Annotated in this window: 20 protein-coding genes; 16 read left to right on the top strand and 4 right to left on the bottom strand. The window is 51.7% G+C overall.

Annotated elements, in window-relative coordinates; all coding sequences use genetic code 11:
• Positions 1-26 precede the first annotated feature (26 nt).
• The gene (gene trmN / locus AB1E22_RS04335) at positions 27-764 is read left to right on the top strand and encodes a tRNA(1)(Val) (adenine(37)-N(6))-methyltransferase TrmN (protein ID WP_367594249.1); all 738 of its coding nucleotides are present in this window, start codon (positions 27-29) and stop codon (positions 762-764) included.
• Here the strand turns inward: trmN and nadB are convergent.
• Positions 749-2,365 carry an L-aspartate oxidase gene (nadB, locus tag AB1E22_RS04330; RefSeq protein ID WP_367594248.1) on the bottom strand — a complete coding sequence of 539 codons (1,617 nt, stop codon included), beginning with the start codon at positions 2,363-2,365 and terminating at the stop codon, positions 749-751. The genes trmN and nadB overlap by 16 nt on opposite strands.
• Positions 2,366-2,800: 435 nt before the next feature.
• Here nadB and rpoE point away from each other — a divergent pair, with 435 nt between their 5' ends.
• The 11 genes from rpoE to acpS all read left to right on the top strand — a co-directional run bounded on the left by rpoE (position 2,801) and on the right by acpS (position 12,170).
• Positions 2,801-3,376 (top strand): RNA polymerase sigma factor RpoE, encoded by a 576-nt coding sequence (rpoE, locus tag AB1E22_RS04325; RefSeq protein ID WP_016537822.1) that lies wholly within the window; start codon positions 2,801-2,803, stop codon positions 3,374-3,376.
• A 31-nt stretch (positions 3,377-3,407) separates the two neighbouring features.
• Positions 3,408-4,055: an anti-sigma-E factor RseA gene (gene rseA / locus AB1E22_RS04320; RefSeq protein WP_367594247.1), complete on the top strand. Its 648-nt coding sequence runs from the start codon at positions 3,408-3,410 to the stop codon at positions 4,053-4,055.
• Positions 4,055-5,011, top strand: a complete 957-nt coding sequence (rseB, locus tag AB1E22_RS04315; protein WP_367594246.1) for a sigma-E factor regulatory protein RseB — start codon at positions 4,055-4,057, stop codon at positions 5,009-5,011. The genes rseA and rseB overlap by 1 nt, the downstream gene beginning before the upstream one ends.
• Entirely contained in the window at positions 5,008-5,487 is a 480-nt protein-coding gene (gene rseC / locus AB1E22_RS04310; protein WP_367594245.1) for a SoxR-reducing system protein RseC, read from the top strand. Before rseB ends, rseC begins: the two co-directional genes overlap by 4 nt.
• A gap of 205 nt (positions 5,488-5,692) precedes the next feature.
• On the top strand, positions 5,693-7,492 hold the full coding sequence (gene lepA, locus AB1E22_RS04305; protein WP_367594244.1) for a translation elongation factor 4: 1,800 nt from the start codon (positions 5,693-5,695) through the stop codon (positions 7,490-7,492).
• 14 nt (positions 7,493-7,506) lie between these two features.
• A complete protein-coding gene (gene lepB / locus AB1E22_RS04300) occupies positions 7,507-8,481 on the top strand; it encodes a signal peptidase I (protein WP_367594243.1) in 975 nt (324 codons plus the stop codon).
• A 170-nt stretch (positions 8,482-8,651) separates the two neighbouring features.
• Complete coding sequence (gene rnc, locus AB1E22_RS04295; RefSeq protein WP_034459305.1) at positions 8,652-9,332, top strand: ribonuclease III; 681 nt, start codon at positions 8,652-8,654, stop codon at positions 9,330-9,332.
• Complete coding sequence (gene era / locus AB1E22_RS04290) at positions 9,332-10,240, top strand: GTPase Era (protein WP_367594242.1); 909 nt, start codon at positions 9,332-9,334, stop codon at positions 10,238-10,240. The genes rnc and era overlap by 1 nt, the downstream gene beginning before the upstream one ends.
• 4 nt (positions 10,241-10,244) lie before the next feature.
• The gene (gene recO, locus AB1E22_RS04285) at positions 10,245-10,982 is read left to right on the top strand and encodes a DNA repair protein RecO (RefSeq protein WP_367594241.1); all 738 of its coding nucleotides are present in this window, start codon (positions 10,245-10,247) and stop codon (positions 10,980-10,982) included.
• A 76-nt stretch (positions 10,983-11,058) separates the two neighbouring features.
• Positions 11,059-11,790, top strand: coding sequence for a pyridoxine 5'-phosphate synthase (gene pdxJ, locus AB1E22_RS04280; RefSeq protein ID WP_367594240.1), 732 nt, complete (start codon positions 11,059-11,061; stop codon positions 11,788-11,790).
• Entirely contained in the window at positions 11,790-12,170 is a 381-nt protein-coding gene (gene acpS / locus AB1E22_RS04275; protein ID WP_367594239.1) for a holo-ACP synthase, read from the top strand. The genes pdxJ and acpS overlap by 1 nt, the downstream gene beginning before the upstream one ends.
• Here acpS and AB1E22_RS04270 read toward each other — a convergent pair.
• The gene (locus AB1E22_RS04270) at positions 12,167-12,427 is read right to left on the bottom strand and encodes a YfhL family 4Fe-4S dicluster ferredoxin (protein ID WP_367594238.1); all 261 of its coding nucleotides are present in this window, start codon (positions 12,425-12,427) and stop codon (positions 12,167-12,169) included. The genes acpS and AB1E22_RS04270 overlap by 4 nt on opposite strands.
• 55 nt (positions 12,428-12,482) lie before the next feature.
• Entirely contained in the window at positions 12,483-13,331 is an 849-nt protein-coding gene (locus AB1E22_RS04265; RefSeq protein WP_367594237.1) for a MurR/RpiR family transcriptional regulator, read from the bottom strand.
• 126 nt (positions 13,332-13,457) lie between these two features.
• Between AB1E22_RS04265 and murQ the strand changes: the two genes are divergently transcribed.
• The 4 genes from murQ to tadA are packed head-to-tail and all read left to right on the top strand — an operon-like array spanning position 13,458 to position 16,946.
• Positions 13,458-14,351, top strand: coding sequence for an N-acetylmuramic acid 6-phosphate etherase (murQ, locus tag AB1E22_RS04260; protein ID WP_367594236.1), 894 nt, complete (start codon positions 13,458-13,460; stop codon positions 14,349-14,351).
• A gap of 15 nt (positions 14,352-14,366) precedes the next feature.
• Positions 14,367-15,734, top strand: a complete 1,368-nt coding sequence (locus AB1E22_RS04255) for a PTS transporter subunit EIIC (protein WP_367594235.1) — start codon at positions 14,367-14,369, stop codon at positions 15,732-15,734.
• 3 nt (positions 15,735-15,737) lie between these two features.
• Entirely contained in the window at positions 15,738-16,376 is a 639-nt protein-coding gene (gene yfhb, locus AB1E22_RS04250; RefSeq protein ID WP_367594234.1) for a phosphatidylglycerophosphatase C, read from the top strand.
• A 33-nt stretch (positions 16,377-16,409) separates the two neighbouring features.
• The gene (gene tadA / locus AB1E22_RS04245; RefSeq protein ID WP_437178370.1) at positions 16,410-16,946 is read left to right on the top strand and encodes a tRNA adenosine(34) deaminase TadA; all 537 of its coding nucleotides are present in this window, start codon (positions 16,410-16,412) and stop codon (positions 16,944-16,946) included.
• Here tadA and mltF read toward each other — a convergent pair.
• Positions 16,831-18,387, bottom strand: a complete 1,557-nt coding sequence (gene mltF / locus AB1E22_RS04240; protein ID WP_367594233.1) for a membrane-bound lytic murein transglycosylase MltF — start codon at positions 18,385-18,387, stop codon at positions 16,831-16,833. The genes tadA and mltF overlap by 116 nt on opposite strands.
• Positions 18,388-18,651: the final 264 nt, after the last annotated feature.

The raw sequence follows: 18,651 nt of genomic DNA, 5'->3' as shown, positions 1-18,651 counted from the left end.
ACCCGTTTCTCTACAGGGTAGCTAAGATGTGCAGTCAAAAAGCAGTATTGCGTCGCGATGGATTCACCTTTAAACAGTTCTTTGTCGCGCACGATCGTTGCGCAATGAAAGTCGGTACCGATGGTACATTGCTGGGCGCCTGGGTGCCTGTATCGAATGTGACCAGCGTATTAGATATTGGTACCGGAAGCGGTTTGCTGGCGTTAATGCTGGCACAGCGTACCCCAGACAATGTCACAATTGACGCCGTGGAGCTGGACCCTATTGCCGCTGAACAGGCTGCGGAAAATGCCAGAGGCTGCCAGTGGGCATCGCGTATTACAGTGCATTGCGCAGATATTCGTGAATGGGCACAGAAGGCGACACAACGCTACTCGCTGATTGTCAGCAATCCACCGTTTTTTACGCAGGGCAGTGATTGCGCGTCACCTGAACGTGCTCAGGCTCGTTACACCACTACGCTTGATCACAACGCATTGTTAAGCAGTGCGGCGCAGCTTATTACCGAAGATGGTTTTTTCTGTGTGATCATGCCGGAAACTTCAGGAACGGTATTTACCGAGATGGCGAAAAATCAGGGGTGGTTTGTGCGTTATCGTACGGATATCGCTGATAACGAAACGCGTCTGCCGCATCGTGTGATGCTGGCACTTTCGCCTTCGGATGGGGAGTACTTTACTGAACGGTTAACCATTCGCGGGCCAGACCAACAATATTCCGAAGGCTACTGCGGCCTGACCCAGGATTTCTACTTATTTATGTAAAGCGGTGAAAGAATGCTTGGCCCGGAGTTTTCCGCTAAATCCGGGTAATCCAGCGTATAGTGCAGGCCCCGGCTTTCTTTACGCATCATGGCGCAGCGAACAATCAACTCTGCAACCTGCACCAGGTTGCGCAGTTCCAGCAGATTATTTGAGACACGGAAGTTGGCGTAGTACTCGTCGATCTCCTGCTGCAACATGGTGATGCGGCGCAATGCCCGTTCCAGGCGACGAGTTGAACGTACAATACCGACGTAATCCCACATAAATAGACGAAGCTCATGCCAGTTGTGCTGGATAACAACTTGCTCATCCGGGTTATCAACGCGGCTATCATCCCAGTCCGGTAACGACCTGGAAATGCGCGCGTAAGGCATTCGCTTAATAATATCCTCTGCTGCAGACCAACCATAAACCAGGCATTCCAGCAATGAATTTGATGCCATACGGTTTGCACCATGCAGACCGGTATAGGTCACTTCACCAATAGCGTATAAACCGTCAACATCAGTACGCCCATTTTCATCGACCATCACGCCACCGCAGGTATAGTGCGCTGCAGGCACGACCGGCACTGGCTCTTTGGTGAGATCGATTCCCAGTCCCATCAGTTTTTCATAAATAGTCGGGAAGTGATGACGTACAAATTCCGCAGGCTTGTGGCTAATATCCAGATACATGCAATCTGCGCCCAGACGCTTCATCTCATGATCGATAGCGCGAGCCACAATATCCCGAGGTGCAAGTTCACCGCGCTCATCAAAGTCCGGCATAAAGCGGCTGCCATCCGGGCGCTTGAGATAAGCGCCTTCGCCGCGCAGCGCTTCGGTCAACAGGAAATTCCGCGCCTGTGGATGGAAGAGGGCGGTTGGATGGAACTGATTAAACTCCAGATTAGCTACGCGACAGCCAGCACGCCAGGCCATAGCAATACCATCGCCGGAAGAGATGTCCGGGTTTGTGGTGTACTGATAAACTTTTGATGCACCGCCGGTCGCTAACACCACCGCTTTTGTACGGCAAGTTTCAACCTTTTCGCGATTACGGTTCCAGATCCAGGCCCCCACCACACGACGGGTACCCGGTAGGCCGATTTTATCCGACACAATAAGGTCGACGGCGTTACTCCGCTCAATGACGCGAATGTTAGGATGGTTTAGCGCTTTGCCGACGAGAGTTGTCTCAACTTCTTTACCGGTCGCATCGGCAGCATGAAGAATGCGGCGATGGCTATGTCCGCCCTCACGTGTCAGATGGTAACTTTCAGCCCCGTTTGCCTGGATTTCAGTATCAAACAGCACGCCCTGGTCAATTAACCATTGCACACAATGACGTGCATTACTGGCGACAAACTCCACCGCCTCGCGATCGCAAATCCCGGCCCCGGCCACTAACGTATCTTCTACATGTGAATCGATGCTATCCGTTTCATCGAACACGGCGGCGATGCCGCCCTGAGCATAGAACGTTGAGCCTTCATTAATCGGCCCTTTACTCAGAACAATAACTTTGCAGTTTTCGGCAAGGCGTAAAGCAAGAGAGAGGCCAGCAGCTCCGCTACCGACGATTAAGACATCACAAGCGAGTTCGGAATTTGCGTTCATTGTGTTTAATTTACTAAACAAAGGTTGGGCCAGCATATCACCCGATGTGGCCTGTAACACGCTTTTTTTAGGCTTGTGTTATATGAACTAAACAAGAGAGCGGTAAATCTCAGTTTTGTCCGAATAAACTCTCGAATGGCACTATATTTAGCGGTAGGCCGCCGTTAGTGACAGATTTTCTGATGAAAAATCATGATTCATGCGATACTCTCCATGAAGTTTTGCACTCACCTTTTAGGATAAAAAAGGTGTCACCGTTTGCGCCATGAAACTTATAATCAAGAAGAGATAATTCGTGGAACAGATCAGGAAAACAAAGGCGTAAGTGAACTTTGCTCAAATCGAGCGCTCCAACCGTGAACTTGCTCATTTATGCTGAGTTCGGGTGGCTTTTCAATTACGCGTGGAAATAGGTTTGGGGAGACATTACCTCGGATGAGCGAGCAGTTAACGGATCAAGTCCTCGTCGAACGGGTCCAGAAGGGAGATCAGAAGTCATTCAATTTGCTGGTGGTGCGCTATCAGCACAAAGTGGCGAGTCTGGTTTCCCGCTATGTACCTTCAGGGGATGTCCCTGACGTGGTGCAGGAGTCTTTCATTAAAGCTTATCGTGCACTGGATTCATTCCGTGGCGATAGCGCGTTTTATACATGGTTGTATCGCATCGCGGTCAACACGGCAAAAAATTATCTGGTTGCTCAGGGTCGTCGTCCTCCATCAAGTGATGTGGACGCAATTGATGCGGAAAACTACGAAAGTGGCAGTGCATTAAAAGAAATTTCGAACCCTGAGAACTTAATGTTGTCTGAAGAACTGAGACAAATAGTTTTCCGTACTATTGAGTCACTCCCGGAAGATTTACGCATGGCAATTACGTTGCGGGAGCTGGATGGTTTGAGCTATGAAGAAATAGCCGCCATCATGGATTGCCCAGTAGGGACTGTACGTTCTCGTATTTTCCGTGCGCGGGAAGCTATTGATAATAAAGTTCAACCGCTTATCAGGCGTTGACGCTAGCGGTTTACTGGAAGGGTAATTAGGCATGCAGAAAGAAAAGCTTTCCGCTTTAATGGATGGGGAAACTCTGGATAGCGAGCTGCTGAGTGTCTTGTCACGAGACAAATCATTGCAGCAAAGCTGGGAGAGCTACCACCTAATCCGCGATACTATGCGCGGCGATACCAGTGAAATACTGCATTTTGATATTGCCGCCAATGTTATGGCTGCGATCGAAAATGAGCCAGTGCGTCATGTCACGCCACTTATCACTGAACAGCAACCTGAACCTCAGCAATGGCAGAAAATGTCATTCTGGAAAAAGGTACGTCCGTGGGCCAGCCAACTTACCCAGGTAGGTGTAGCAGCCTGTGTATCGCTTGCGGTAATTGTCGGTGTGCAGCACTATAATGGCCAGTCTGACAACCCTGCTCAACCTGAAGCACCCGTATTTAACACCTTACCTATGATGGGTAAGGCGAGCCCAGTGAGCTTGGGTGTGCCGTCTGACTCTACAGCCAGCACCGGTCAGCAGCAGGTACAGGAACAGCGTCGACGTATCAATGCGATGCTGCAAGATTACGAATTGCAGCGCCGTTTACACGCCGAGCAACTCCAGTTTGAACAGGCACAAACCCAGCAAGCCGCTGTGCAAGTGCCAGGAAACCAAACTTTAGGAACTCAATCGCAGTAATGAAGCAACTTTGGTATGCCCTGTCTCTTATGACAAGCAGCCTGTTGTTCAGCTCACATGCCTCGGCGGACACTGTTTCGTCCGGGGCATTGTTGCAGCAAATGAACCAGGCGAGTCAGTCACTCAATTATGAGTTGGCATTTATCAGCATCAATAAGCAAGGCATAGAGTCGTTACGCTATCGCCATGCACGGCTTGATAATCGTCCGCTTGCTCAATTGCTTCAAATGGATGGCCCACGCCGAGAAGTGGTTCAGCGTGGCAGTGAAATCAGCTATTTTGAACCTGGGCTTGAGCCATTTACGCTCACCGGGGATTACATCGTTGATTCGCTACCGTCAATTGTCTATACAGACTTCAAACGTCTTACGCCTTATTACGACTTTATTTCTGTCGGGCGTACCCGTATCGCCGACAGGCTCTGCGAAGTTATTCGCGTCGTAGCGCGAGACGGCACACGCTACAGCTATATGGTCTGGATGGATTCCGAGTCTAAGCTACCTTTACGGGTTGATTTGCTGGATCGTGACGGCGAAACGCTGGAGCAGTTCCGCGTAATCTCTTTCAACGTGAGCAAAGAAGCTAACGGCATGATGCAGAGTTTAGCAAAAGCGAATCTTCCGCCGCTGCTGTCTGTCCCCGGTGCGGAAAAAGTTAATTTTGCCTGGGCGCCAACCTGGCTTCCGCAAGGTTTTAGTGAAGTTTCGAGCAGCCGTCGTCCGTTGCCGACCGTCGATGTTCCGATTGAATCACGCCTCTATTCCGATGGCTTGTTTAGCTTCTCTGTAAACATTAGCCGTGCCGCGAGCAACAGCACTGATCAAATTCTTCGCACCGGCCGCCGCACCGTAAGCTCTGAAATCCGTGATAAAACAGAAATTACGATTGTCGGTGAACTCCCGCCACAGACAGCAAAGCGTATTGCTGACAGCATTAAATTCAGGACTGCACAATGATCAAGGAGTGGGCAACCGTCGTCTCCTGGCACAAAGGCGAAGCATTGGTGAGCTGCGACGTAAAAACGTCCTGTAACAGCTGCGCTTCGCGTGCGGGCTGCGGTACTCGAATTCTTAATAAACTTGGCCCGCAAAACAGCCATACCCTAACGGTTCCTTGTGACACACCGCTGGTTGTCGGGCAAAAAGTTGAATTGGGTATCGCTGAAGGTAGCCTGATTGGCTCTGCGCTATTAGTGTATATGTCGCCGCTGGTGGGGCTGTTTCTAGTTTCTGCACTTTTCCAGGCGCTGTTTGGAACCAATCTTGCTGCGTTCTGCGGGGCGGTATTGGGTGGTGTCGGCGGTTTTCTTATCGCGCGCGGATTCTCATTAAAGCTTAGTCGCCGTGAAAACTGGCAACCTGTTATTCTTAGCGTCGCACTGCCTCCTGACGCAATCAGAGTCGAAACCACAACTTCAGCGGATAGCCAGTGAAGTTCTCATTATCCGCTATCCGTTTGACACACTTTATCTTGGCTTTCCATCGCTCAACTACGCTTGCATGATGACCTGTTTCCTCGCTTTCTCGTTGTAGTGTAGAATGCGGCGTTTCAGGCAAAAGACAGCCATTGACATCATGCTCTGTACAGCGCATTGCGCCGAGCTTTCCCGGATTTGTAAGGCATAAAAACCTCTAACTATGAAGAATATACGTAACTTTTCTATTATTGCCCACATCGACCACGGCAAATCGACGCTGTCTGACCGTATTATCCAAATTTGCGGTGGCCTGTCGGATCGTGAAATGGAGGCTCAGGTCCTCGATTCCATGGATCTGGAGCGCGAGCGCGGAATTACTATCAAAGCGCAGAGCGTTACGTTGGATTACAAAGCAAGTGATGGTGAAACCTATCACTTGAACTTCATTGACACCCCAGGTCACGTTGACTTCTCTTATGAAGTTTCTCGTTCTCTTGCGGCTTGTGAAGGCGCATTGCTGGTGGTGGATGCCGGTCAGGGCGTAGAAGCTCAGACCCTGGCAAACTGCTACACCGCGATGGAAATGGATCTGGAAGTTGTTCCCGTTCTGAACAAAATTGACCTGCCAGCAGCCGACCCTGAACGCGCTGCGCAAGAAATCGAAGATATCGTTGGTATCGATGCGACTGATGCTGTGCGTTGCTCGGCAAAAACTGGCTTGGGTGTAACGGATGTTCTTGAGCGTTTAGTGCGCGATATTCCGGGGCCACAAGGCGATCCGGACGCACCACTGCAGGCGCTGATCATCGACTCCTGGTTCGATAACTATCTTGGCGTTGTCTCTCTGGTACGTATTAAAAACGGCACCATGAAAAAAGGCGACAAAATCAAGGTGATGAGTACCGGTCAGGTATACAACGCCGACCGTCTGGGTATCTTCACACCAAAACGTGTCGATCGTGATGTTCTGGGCTGCGGCGAAGTGGGCTGGTTAGTCTGTGCGATCAAAGACATTCTTGGCGCACCGGTCGGCGATACCTTGACCCTTTCCCGTAATCCGGCAGAAAAAGCGCTGCCAGGCTTCAAAAAAGTGAAGCCGCAGGTTTATGCCGGGCTGTTCCCGGTAAGCTCTGACGATTACGAAAACTTCCGTGATGCGCTGGGCAAACTGAGCCTGAATGATGCTTCCCTGTTCTACGAACCAGAAAGCTCCACCGCGTTGGGCTTCGGTTTCCGCTGTGGCTTCCTCGGCCTGCTGCACATGGAAATCATTCAGGAACGTCTGGAACGTGAATACGATCTTGACCTGATCACCACTGCGCCAACGGTAGTTTACGAAGTAGAAACCACCAACGGCGAAGTTATCTACGTCGATAGCCCGTCCAAACTGCCTGCGCTGAACAACATTGCTGAATTGCGTGAGCCGATTGCTGAGTGTCACATGCTGATGCCGCAGGAATACCTGGGTAGCGTAATCACGCTGTGTATCGAGAAACGTGGCGTGCAGACCAACATGGTTTACCACGGTAACCAGGTCGCACTGACCTATGAAATTCCAATGGCTGAAGTGGTGCTCGACTTCTTTGACCGTCTGAAATCAACGTCCCGTGGTTATGCTTCCTTGGACTACAACTTCAAACGCTTCCAGGCTTCTGACATGGTGCGCGTTGACGTTCTGATTAACGGCGATCGTGTTGATGCCCTCGCGCTGATCACTCACCGTGGCAACTCGCAGTTCCGTGGCCGTCAGTTGGTCGAGAAGATGCAAGAGCTCATCCCACGTCAGCAATTCGACATCGCGATTCAGGCGGCAATCGGCGCACATATTATTGCGCGTTCAACCGTTAAACAGCTGCGTAAAAACGTCCTGGCGAAATGCTACGGCGGTGACGTAAGCCGTAAGAAAAAGCTGTTACAGAAACAGAAAGACGGTAAGAAGCGTATGAAGCAAGTCGGTAACGTCGAACTGCCTCAGGAAGCGTTCCTCGCCATTCTGCATGTCGGCAAAGACAGCAAATAAATTAAGGAGTTGGCATGGCGAATATGTTTGCGCTAATCCTCGTGATAGCGACGCTGGTAACGGGCCTTTTATGGTGTATCGATAAATTTATCTTTGCGCCAAAGCGTCGGGAAAAACAGGCGGCAGCGCAGGCTGCCACTGGCGATGCGCTTGATAGTCATACGCTAAAGAAAGTCGCACCGAAGCCAGGTTGGTTAGAAACGGGGGCATCCGTATTCCCTGTGCTCGCTATTGTTTTAATTGTGCGTTCGTTTATTTATGAGCCGTTCCAAATCCCATCAGGGTCGATGATGCCAACGCTATTAATTGGCGATTTTATCCTGGTGGAGAAATTTGCTTACGGCATCAAAGATCCGATTTACCAGAATACGCTCATTGAAACAGGTCATCCAAAACGTGGTGATATCGTGGTGTTTAAATACCCGCAAGACCCGCGACTGGATTACATCAAGCGTGCTGTTGGTTTACCGGGCGATCGCGTCAGTTACGATCCTGTCGCGAAAGAAGTAACGATCCAGCCAAACTGCAGTTCCGGTCAAGCCTGCGATAACGCGCTGCCAATTACATACAGCAACGTTGAGCCAAGCGATTTTGTGCAGACTTTTGCCCGTCGTAACGGCAGTGAAGCAAATTCTGGTTTCTTCCAGTTGCCGCTGAACCAAACCAAAGAAGACGGTATCCGTCTGTCTGAGCGTAAAGAGACGCTGGGCGACGTGACTCACCGTATTCTGACTGTGCCCATTGCTCAAGACCAACTGGGGATGTACTACCAGCAGCCAGGGCAACAACTGGCGACCTGGATTGTGCCGCCGGGCCATTATTTTATGATGGGTGATAACCGCGATAACAGCGCCGATAGCCGTTATTGGGGCTTTGTTCCTGAGGCAAATCTGGTCGGCAAAGCCACCGCAATCTGGATGAGTTTTGAGAAACAAGAGGGTGAATGGCCGACAGGTGTCCGTTTAAGCCGTATTGGCGGAATTCATTGATCAATTAAATCTATTCAGATAACGACTTTCTATGTCGTTATCTATAGAATATCCCCCCGTATTAAGGTTGGCTCCCGTAAGGGAGCCACGGCAAACGAAACAGCGTTGGTTCTCTTTTTCAGGTCTGTTCCGTGTGCTGAATAATTGACGCATTCATTAATTGGTATCGCATGAACCCCATCGTAATTAATAGGCTGCAGCGTAAGCTGGGCTACACTTTTGTACATCAGGATCTGTTGCAACAGGCATTAACGCACCGCAGTGCCAGCAGCAAGCACAATGAGCGCCTTGAATTTCTGGGTGACTCCATTCTTAGCTACGTTATTGCAAATGCGCTTTACCATCGTTTCCCTCGGGTAGACGAAGGTGATATGAGCCGTATGCGTGCAACGTTGGTACGCGGAAATACGCTGGCAGAGATTGCTCGCGAATTTGAATTAGGTGAATGCCTGCGCCTTGGGCCAGGTGAGCTGAAAAGTGGTGGTTTCCGCCGCGAATCTATTCTGGCCGATACCGTCGAAGCCTTAATTGGTGGTGTTTTCCTCGACAGCGATATCCAGAATGTTGAGCGTTTAATTCTTTCCTGGTATCAATCTCGTCTGGATGAAATTAGCCCAGGCGATAAGCAAAAAGACCCTAAGACGCGCCTGCAAGAGTATTTGCAGGGTCGCCACTTGCCGCTGCCATCTTATCTGGTGGTGCAGGTCCGTGGTGAAGCGCACGATCAGGAATTTACCATTCACTGTCAGGTGAGTGGCCTGCCTGAGCCGGTTATTGGTACCGGTTCAAGCCGCCGTAAAGCGGAACAGGCTGCAGCTGAGCAGGCGCTTATCAAGCTGGAGCTGGAATAATGAGCGAAGAACAAACCTTTTGCGGATTCGTGGCCATCGTTGGTCGCCCGAATGTCGGCAAATCCACGCTGCTAAACCAGTTGCTTGGGCAAAAAATCTCTATCACTTCCCGTAAAGCGCAGACAACCCGTCACCGCATTATGGGTATCCATACTGAAGGTCCGTATCAGGCGATTTACGTCGATACCCCAGGGCTGCATATGGAAGAAAAGCGCGCCATCAACCGCCTGATGAACAAAGCTGCCAGCAGCTCTATCGGCGATGTGGAACTGGTTATCTTTGTTGTTGAAGGGACGAAATGGACCGCAGACGACGAGATGGTGCTGAACAAACTGCGTGATGCACGCGCGCCCGTTATTTTGGCTGTGAATAAAGTCGATAACGTACAGGACAAAGGCGTCCTGCTACCGCATCTGCAATTCCTCGGCAGCCAGATGAACTTCCTCGACATCGTACCTATCTCTGCTGAAAACGGCATGAATGTGGACACCATCGCCAGTATCGTGCGTAAACGTCTGCCGGAAGCGATTCATCACTTCCCGGAAGAGTACATCACGGACCGCTCGCAGCGTTTCATGGCCTCAGAAATCATTCGTGAAAAACTGATGCGTTTCCTGGGCGCGGAGTTGCCATATTCCGTCACCGTTGAAATCGAACAGTTCGTGTCAAACGCCCGTGGCGGTTTCGACATCAACGGTTTGATTCTGGTTGAGCGCGAAGGCCAGAAGAAGATGGTGATTGGCAACAAAGGGGCCAAAATCAAAACCATCGGTATTGAAGCGCGTAAAGACATGGAAGAGATGTTCGAAGCCAAAATTCACCTGGAGCTATGGGTGAAGGTGAAATCCGGTTGGGCAGATGACGAACGCGCCCTGCGCAGCCTTGGTTACACCGACGATCTGAAATAAGAGCATGGAAGGCTGGCAACGGGCGTTTGTCCTGCATAGTCGCCCCTGGAGTGAAACCAGCCTTCTGCTTGACCTCTTTTCTGAAGAATCTGGGCGCGTTCGCTTAATTGCGAAAGGCGCTCGCTCTCGCCGCTCTAATCTCAAAGGGACTCTACAACCCTTTACCCCTTTGCTGGTTCGTTGGGGCGGGCGTGGTGAAGTGAAAACACTGCGTAGCGCCGAAGCTGTTTCACTGGCACTTCCTCTGAGTGGTATCACGCTTTACAGCGGCCTGTACGTGAATGAACTGGTTTCACGCGTACTGGAAGATGAAACACGCTTCTCAGAACTTTTCTTCGATTATCTCCACTGTATTCAGGCCCTCGCGGGAACCAGCGGCTCACCGGAACCGGCGCTGCGCCGTTTTGAACTCGCGCTGCTTGGTCACCTTGGCTACGGAGTGGATTTCCTGCACTGCGCCGGGAGCGGAGAAGAAGTCAGCGACACCATGACCTACCGCTATCGTGAAGAAAAAGGCTTTATCGCAAGCCTTGTCGTCGATAACCGCAGTTTCACCGGCCACGAATTAAAAGCGCTCGCCAATCGCGAATTCCCTGATATCGCAACGCTGCGTGCGGCTAAACGCTTCACGCGAATGGCTTTGAAGCCTTATTTAGGCGGCAAACCGCTTAAAAGCCGTGAGTTATTTCGTCAGTTCGTGCCCAAAAAAGCACCACTCAAATCATCTGAAGACCCGCAATAACGCCTGGTCGTAGCCATGCTTTCCGTCCCCGGTGTAAACTGCCTGAACTCAAACCGCTTTTACCTCGAGGATTGTCATGGCTGAATTACTGTTAGGCGTAAATATCGATCACATCGCAACTTTGCGTAACGCGCGCGGCACGGCATATCCTGATCCTGTCCAGGCTGCGTTTATCTGCGAGCAGGCGGGTGCCGATGGTATTACGGTTCACCTGCGTGAAGATCGTCGCCATATCACCGATCGCGATGTGCGCATTCTGCGCCAGACCCTCGACACACGCATGAATCTGGAAATGGCCGTCACCGAAGAGATGATTGGCATTGCCTGCGAAACCAAACCGCATTTCTGTTGCCTGGTGCCGGAAAAACGCCAGGAAGTGACCACCGAAGGCGGTCTGGACGTGGCGGGCCAACTGGATAAAATGCGCGATGCCTGCAAACGCCTCGCGGATGCCGGAATTATGGTTTCCCTGTTTATTGACGCAGACCATGCGCAAATTGATGCGGCCGTAGCCGTGGGCGCGCCGTATATCGAAATTCACACTGGCTGTTACGCTGATGCCGAAGACGAAGCGACTCAGGCAAAAGAGTTGGCGCGTATTGCAGAAGCCGCCACTTACGCTGCTGGAAAAGGCCTGAAGGTTAACGCCGGTCACGGTCTGACTTACCACAACGTTAAAGCTATCGCCCGCCTGCCAGAAATGCATGAGCTGAATATCGGCCACGCTATTATTGGTCGTGCGGTGATGAGCGGTTTGAAAGAGGCGGTAGCTGAGATGAAACGCCTGATGCTGGAAGCCCGCAGCTAATGGCGATTCTCGGCCTTGGCACTGATATCGTTGAGATAGCGCGTATTGAAAGCGTTATCTCGCGTTCGGGCGACCGACTGGCAAAGCGGGTGCTGAGTGCCAACGAATGGCTGCAATACCAGGCGCACCAGCAACCGGTGCGCTTTCTGGCTAAACGTTTTGCGGTAAAAGAAGCGGCGGCTAAGGCCTTCGGTACCGGGATTCGTAACGGCCTGGCGTTTAATCAGTTTGAAGTGTTTAACGATCCATTAGGCAAACCGCAGCTACGTTTTTGGGAAGAAGCGCTGCGGCTTTCGGAAAGAATGGGCGTGCGTTCAGTGCATGTTACGCTAGCCGATGAACGGCACTATGCCTGTGCAACGGTCATTATAGAAAACTAAAGTTTGTCGGCGTGATGTAACTGGACAAACTTATCCCAAAGTTGCTCTTCGTTTTCAGCGCGCGCAGGATCTTTAATGATGGTATTAGGGATCGGGCAAACTTTCTGGCAGGTTGGCGTTTCGTAGTGACCAATACATTCGGTGCAGCGATCGGTATTGATCTCATAAATGCTATCGCCCATGGTAATGGCTTCGTTCGGGCACTCCGGCTCGCACATATCGCAGTTAATACATTTTTTAGTGATGAGCAGTGCCATGGGTAAATCTCGATAACATCAGAAACAGGCCGCGCATTATACGCTCAATCCCCGATCACACCAGTTTTTTTACTAATGCCTCGCTGTGCCGGATACGCTTCGGAGCATGTTCTAGATCCCGCTGCACCAGCGCCATAAACAGTAAATCCGTCAGCATCATTTGCGCACTGGTAGAAGAAATGGCCGCGCTGCGCGTCGCTTGTTCTTCGGCGATGGTGTACAGGCAAAGGGTGGCGCGTTGCTGTAATGCGTTGGGGGTAAAGCCGGTAATGGCGAGGATCTTCGCGCCGGTACGTAGCGTTTCATCGGCGGCAAGATTTATCTCACGCCGTTCACCAGAATAGGAAATCGCCAGCAAAACATCGTCGCTGCTTGAGGCTTGCGCCGTCGCGAGCAAGGCATGCATATCCTGCTCAGCCACCGCGTTAATGCCAATTTTCATCAGCTTCCAGGCAAAATTCTTAGCGACCAGGCCAGATGCACCAATACCCACCAGCAGCACACGGCGCGCATTACGCAACATGTTCACACTCGCCAGCAGCTTCTCTTCACTATTAACATCAAGGGTGGCATGCATTGCTGAGAGATTATCTTTAATCAACTTTTCGCCCACCAGGCGCAGTGGATCGTCTCCCAAAATCAGGTTATGCACCGGTACGGATTGCGGTTCCTGCCCGCTGGCTAGCGCTTCGCTGATGGCAAGTTTTAACGCCGGAAAGCCCTTGAAGCCCAGCTTTTGGGAAAATTTCACCACGCTGGACTGACTGACTCCGGCTTCTGCGGCAAGCTGCTGAGAACTTAAATGACGCGCGTAGTCGGGTTTTTCCAACAGAAAGTCGGCCAGTTTACGGTCACTCTGTGCCAGGGTGGTATAGCGGCTTCGAATACGCAGTAAACAGTTCATCTTTTCTCCAGTCTGCCGGGTCAATAATGTGAGCCGCCACATAATAACGTAAATTACGCTCGCCTGAATGAATTTTATATTCCATTATGAGGAGTCGTTAAGGAATTAAATATTCAAAGGTGCATGATGAATCTCGGCTCACTCGTTTCTGAAACTCGTAATCCACAAACTATGGATCTCGATTGCCTCTCAACTCTCGCCATGGTTGAGCGTTTTAATCAGCAAGATGCGCTGGTGGCGGGGGCGGTAGAAAAAACGCTGCCGGAAGTGGCCCTGGCTGTAGATGCCGCCGCGGCGTCACTTCAGGCTGGCGGGCGTTTGATTTACATGGGCGCGGGTACCAGCGGGCGCCTCGGCGTGCTGGATGCCTCTGAATGCCCGCCAACGTTTGGTGTGCCGCATGGCCTGGTGATTGGCCTTATTGCCGGTGGCCCGGGCGCTTTACTGAAAGCAGTTGAAGGTGCGGAAGATAATCAACAGTTGGGTGAGGACGATCTCAAAGCACTTGAACTGACGCCAAACGATATGGTGGTAGGGCTTGCGGCGTCGGGGCGCACACCGTATGTAATTGGCGGCCTGCGTTATGCCCGGAATCTGGGATGCCGCACCGCCGCGATTTCCTGCAATCCAGGTTCCGCTATTGCGCAGGAGGCAGAGATTGCGATCTCTCCAGTTGTAGGGCCCGAAGCCCTGACCGGTTCTACGCGCTTGAAATCAGGAACCGCACAAAAACTGGTGCTGAATATGATTTCCACCGGCGCGATGGTCAAACTGGGTAAGGTGTATCAAAACCTGATGGTGGATATGAAAGCCACCAACGTTAAGCTTGTAGACCGTGCCTGCCGTATCGTCGTTGAGGCAACTGGCGCATCTCGCAGTGATGCAGAACATGCCCTCAAGCAAACGGATTATGAAGTGAAACCCGCCATTTTGATGATTCTCACCGGTGTTGATGCCCAGACTGCTTACGCGCGTCTGGCAAACCGCAGTGGGTATTTACGTTCCGCATTGAACGACTAAAACAGGCACTGAATCATGGATAATACAGCGACTTTGGCCCGTGAAATTTTGCCTGGAATCGGCGGGCAGGAAAATATCATCCGTCTTGAAAACTGCATGACACGTGTGCGGGTTGAACTGAAGGACGATAGCCTGCTTGATATTGCTCGCCTGAAAAAACTGCCGGGCGTGAGCGGCTACGTGAAGCAAGGTTCGCAACATCAACTGATTGTCGGGCCGGGGCGTGCCGCGCAGGTGGTTGATGCGATGCGCGAGCTGTTGCAAAGTGGCGGCCAGACAATCTCCAGCGCAGATGATATTGCGCAGAACAAAGCTCAGGCGAAGGCGCGTTATCAGGCGCCGATGAGCGAAGCGCTGCGTAAACTGGCGAACGTCTTTATTCCATTGATTCCGGCTTTTATCGCATCCGGGTTGATTACCGGCATTATCAATATTCTCAAACGCCCCGACATTGTTGGCGACCTTGCTACGCAATACCCGAACATTCTCGGCCTGCTCGCCATCTTCGGCAGCGCGGTGTTTGCTATTATGAATATTCTGGTGGGCGTTAATGCCGCTAAAGTATTTGGTGGCTCGATGGCAATGGGCGGCGTGATGGCGGGGATTCTCTCCAGCCCGCAGTTGGCGCAAATCCACCTGTTTGGTGAAAACCTCCAGCCCGGACGGGGTGGGGTGATTGCCGTTCTGCTGGTTGTCGCATTGATGTGCTGGATTGAAAAACGCTTACGCCGTTTGCTGCCGGGCTCCATTGAGCTGATTCTCAACCCGCTGCTGACGACATTAATTACCGCATCGATTGCGATTGTTGCCTTGCAGCCATTGGGTGGCCTGATTTCGGATGCGATTGCCCACGGCGCAACGTTAGCTATTGATAAAGGTGGGCTGGTGGTGGGGGCGGTGCTCTCCGGTGCATTCCTGCCGTTGGTGCTGTCAGGTTTGCATCAGGGTTTGGTACCGATTCACGTCGAGCTAATTCAGACTCACGGTCAGAATGCTTTGCTGCCAATACTGGCGATGGCGGGCGTTGGGCAAGTGGGTGCTGCGCTTGCGGTATTGCTGAAAACGCGTAATCAACGCCTGAAAAAGCTGATTAAAGGCGCGTTACCTGTTGGGCTCTTAGGCATTGGCGAACCGCTGATTTTTGGGGTGACACTCCCGCTCGGTAAGCCGTTTATCGGTGCCTGTTTAGGTGGTGCCGTTGGCGGGGCGTTAATCAGTTACTGGAAAGTGGCAACGGTAATTACCTTTGGAATTTCAGGTTTACCGCTGGCATTAACCATTGTTACCGGAAAAGTGATGCTCTATCTGTTAGGCTTTCTGATAGCGGTCATCGCCGGATTCTTATTTACGTGGTTTATGGGCTTTAACGATCCAGAGGAGTAACGTTTGACAACTCAGAGTGAGCGTCGGGTAGTATTTTTCGATTTGGATGGTACGTTGCATCAGCAGGATATGTTTGGCAGCTTCTTGCGCTACCTGCTGCGCCATCAACCCCTCAATCTGTTACTTGTCATTCCGCTTTTGCCGGTGATAGGTGGCGTGTTGCTGATTAAAGGGCGCGCCGCTCGCTGGCCAATGAGCGTGTTGTTGTGGGGGGCGACCTTTGGTCACAGCGAAGTGCGCCTCAAGCAGCTTGAAGCGAACTTCGTCGCGTGGTTCCGCGGGCAAGTCACCGCTTTTCCTGTGGTACAGCAACGCCTGACCGATTACCTGACCAGTTCAGATGCCGATGTCTGGCTTATCACCGGTTCCCCGCAACCGCTCGTTCAACAAGTCTATTTCGACACGCCGTGGTTGCCGAAAGTTAAACTTATCGCCAGTCAAATCAAGCGTTCACATGGTGGATGGGTGCTCACCATGCGCTGCCTTGGGCATGAAAAAGTCTCTCAACTGGAACAGCAAATCGGCACCCCGTTGCAGCTTTATAGCGGATACAGCGACAGTAATCAGGACAACCCATTGCTCTATTTCTGCCAGCATCGCTGGCGTGTTACCCCGCAGGGGCAGTTACAGCAGCTTGAATAGTGCCATTTCGCATAAGAGACGGGGGTGTGTATAATGCGCCGCCCTAATCTTGCCCCGGAGAGCCCCTTGTCAGAGAGCGAATTTACCCACGAATACTGGATGCGCCATGCATTAACCCTCGCACGTAGAGCATGGGAAGAAGGTGAAGTTCCGGTTGGTGCGGTCCTGGTGCATAACAATCAGGTGATTGGCGAAGGCTGGAACCGCCCGATTGGACGACACGATCCCACGGCTCATGCGGAAATTATGGCGCTGCGCCAGGGTGGAATGGTGCTGCAAAACTACCGTCTACTGGACACCACGCTTTATGTCACCCTCGAACCTTGCGTCATGTGCGCGGGGGCGATGGTGCACAGCCGTATTGGCAATCTGGTCTTTGGCGCGCGCGATGCCAAAACGGGCGCTATCGGCTCGTTAATGGATGTGCTCGGGCACCCTGGTATGAATCACCAGGTTAATGTGACTGAGGGCGTACTGGCAGAAGAGTGCTCGGCAATGCTGAGTGATTTCTTTCGAGCCCGCCGTCTTGAGAAAAAGGCCCTAAAGGAAAAGGCCCGTAACGCGGAGTAGTGAGTTCTACAGGAGCGACTACCGGGTACGCCTCTGCATATTTTTCCTCCTGGGCTGCCATCTTCTCTTTTTCGAGTAAATAGCCCGCCAGACTCAGGTGATACTTACGGATGTTCTCCACATACGCATACGCCTCATGGCCGCGGGCGTAGCCGTAAGTGGTTTTGCTGTAATACTGTTTTTGGCTCAGGAGCGGCAGACGGGTTTTAACGTCGGCCCAACTATCCGGGTTGCCCTTTAACTTCGCCGTCAACTGACGGGCATCCAGCATATGGGCGTATCCCATGTTGTAGGCGATCAGTGCAAACCAAATCCGCTCTTCTTCAGGTACGCTCTCCGGCACTTTTGCCATCATATCTTTCAGATAACGACTCCCGCCTTCAATGCTTTGCTCCGCATCTAAGCGGTCGGTCACCCCAAGACTTTGCGCGGTATTTTTGGTGAGCATCATCAGCCCGCGAACGCCCGTTGGCGACGTTGCCTGGTTATCCCAGTGTGATTCCTGATACGAAATAGCCGCCAGTAAACGCCAGTCTATCTCGGTGGCATATTTCTCAAACAGCGGCTGAAGCTCTGGCAGCACGGTATCCACCGCGTTAAGGAACGTGCGCGTATCGACATAATCAAAATCCCCGACGTGGCCGAGATACTTTTCTTCCAGGCGGGCAAAAGTACCGTCGCTATTAAGACGGTTGTAAAAGTCGAGCAGGGCGGCGGAAAGGCTATCGTCGCCGTCTAACGCGCTAAACCATGTCACCGGCTGTTCGTCAGTCACATCGAGGGCGACGGCTAACTGCGGGTGCACGCGCTGGAAGGTGCTGATCGCCACGGAGTCCGCAATAGTAAAGGCTATTTTCCCGTCCACCACCTGCTGCATCAACTCAGTGCTGCTGTGCTCTTCATCGATTTGCCAGCTTAAATCCGGGAATTTTTGTTCTTTAAGATTCTTCAACGCATTGAGCGAGGTGACACCAGGCGAGAGCACCAACTGATTTTCTTTTACTCCTGCCAGCGTTTTAGGCCGCGGGCTGCCGATGCGATAAACCATCTGTTGAGAGACGGAATAATAGGCCGGCCCCGCCTGGTATTGCTGGCTGCGCTGCGTATTGTAGACCAGGCCTGCCGCAATCAGGTCGGCATCGTCATTATCAATATCATCAAACAGCTCTTTGATATTTGGGCGCACAGTGATAGCAAGCCTCACACCAAGGTAACGGGCAAACTGCTCCGCTAACTCGTAATCCAGGCCAATTTCTTTGCCTTGATAAAGCTTCCACGTTAAAGGGGATTCAATAGTACTGACGCGCAAAACTCCCCGCGCTTGAATGGCGGCGATGCGGTTTTCGGCCTTGCCGAACCAGGGAATGGAGGGCCATAGCGCCACTGCCAGCAACACGGTTACGGCACCGATGAGCAGATAATTAATCTTAAATCTTTTCAAATGGTTAATCTGCGTAGATGCGTCGGGGTTTCGCTAACAACAGGCTTCAAAAAAGGAGAAACGGTTAAATAGAGTGGCGCATTTTGCTTAACAAAACGCCACTGTGCAACTTATTCAACATTTCTGGCGAAATCTTCATCAATGAAAACTAATCCGTTTATTTATACGCAAACGGTTTCGTCACGGCGGCGGATTAACTATAATGGCGCCCGTTTTCCCCTTGCGCCCACTGAAACGTCCCCCTGGCGTTTCGAAGACGAGAGA

The sequence above is a fragment of the Buttiauxella gaviniae genome, from assembly GCF_040786275.1.
GTDB lineage: Bacteria > Pseudomonadota > Gammaproteobacteria > Enterobacterales > Enterobacteriaceae > Buttiauxella > Buttiauxella gaviniae_A.
Note: the sequence above shows the minus strand (reverse complement) of the source record. Positions and strands in the feature narration are given on the sequence as shown.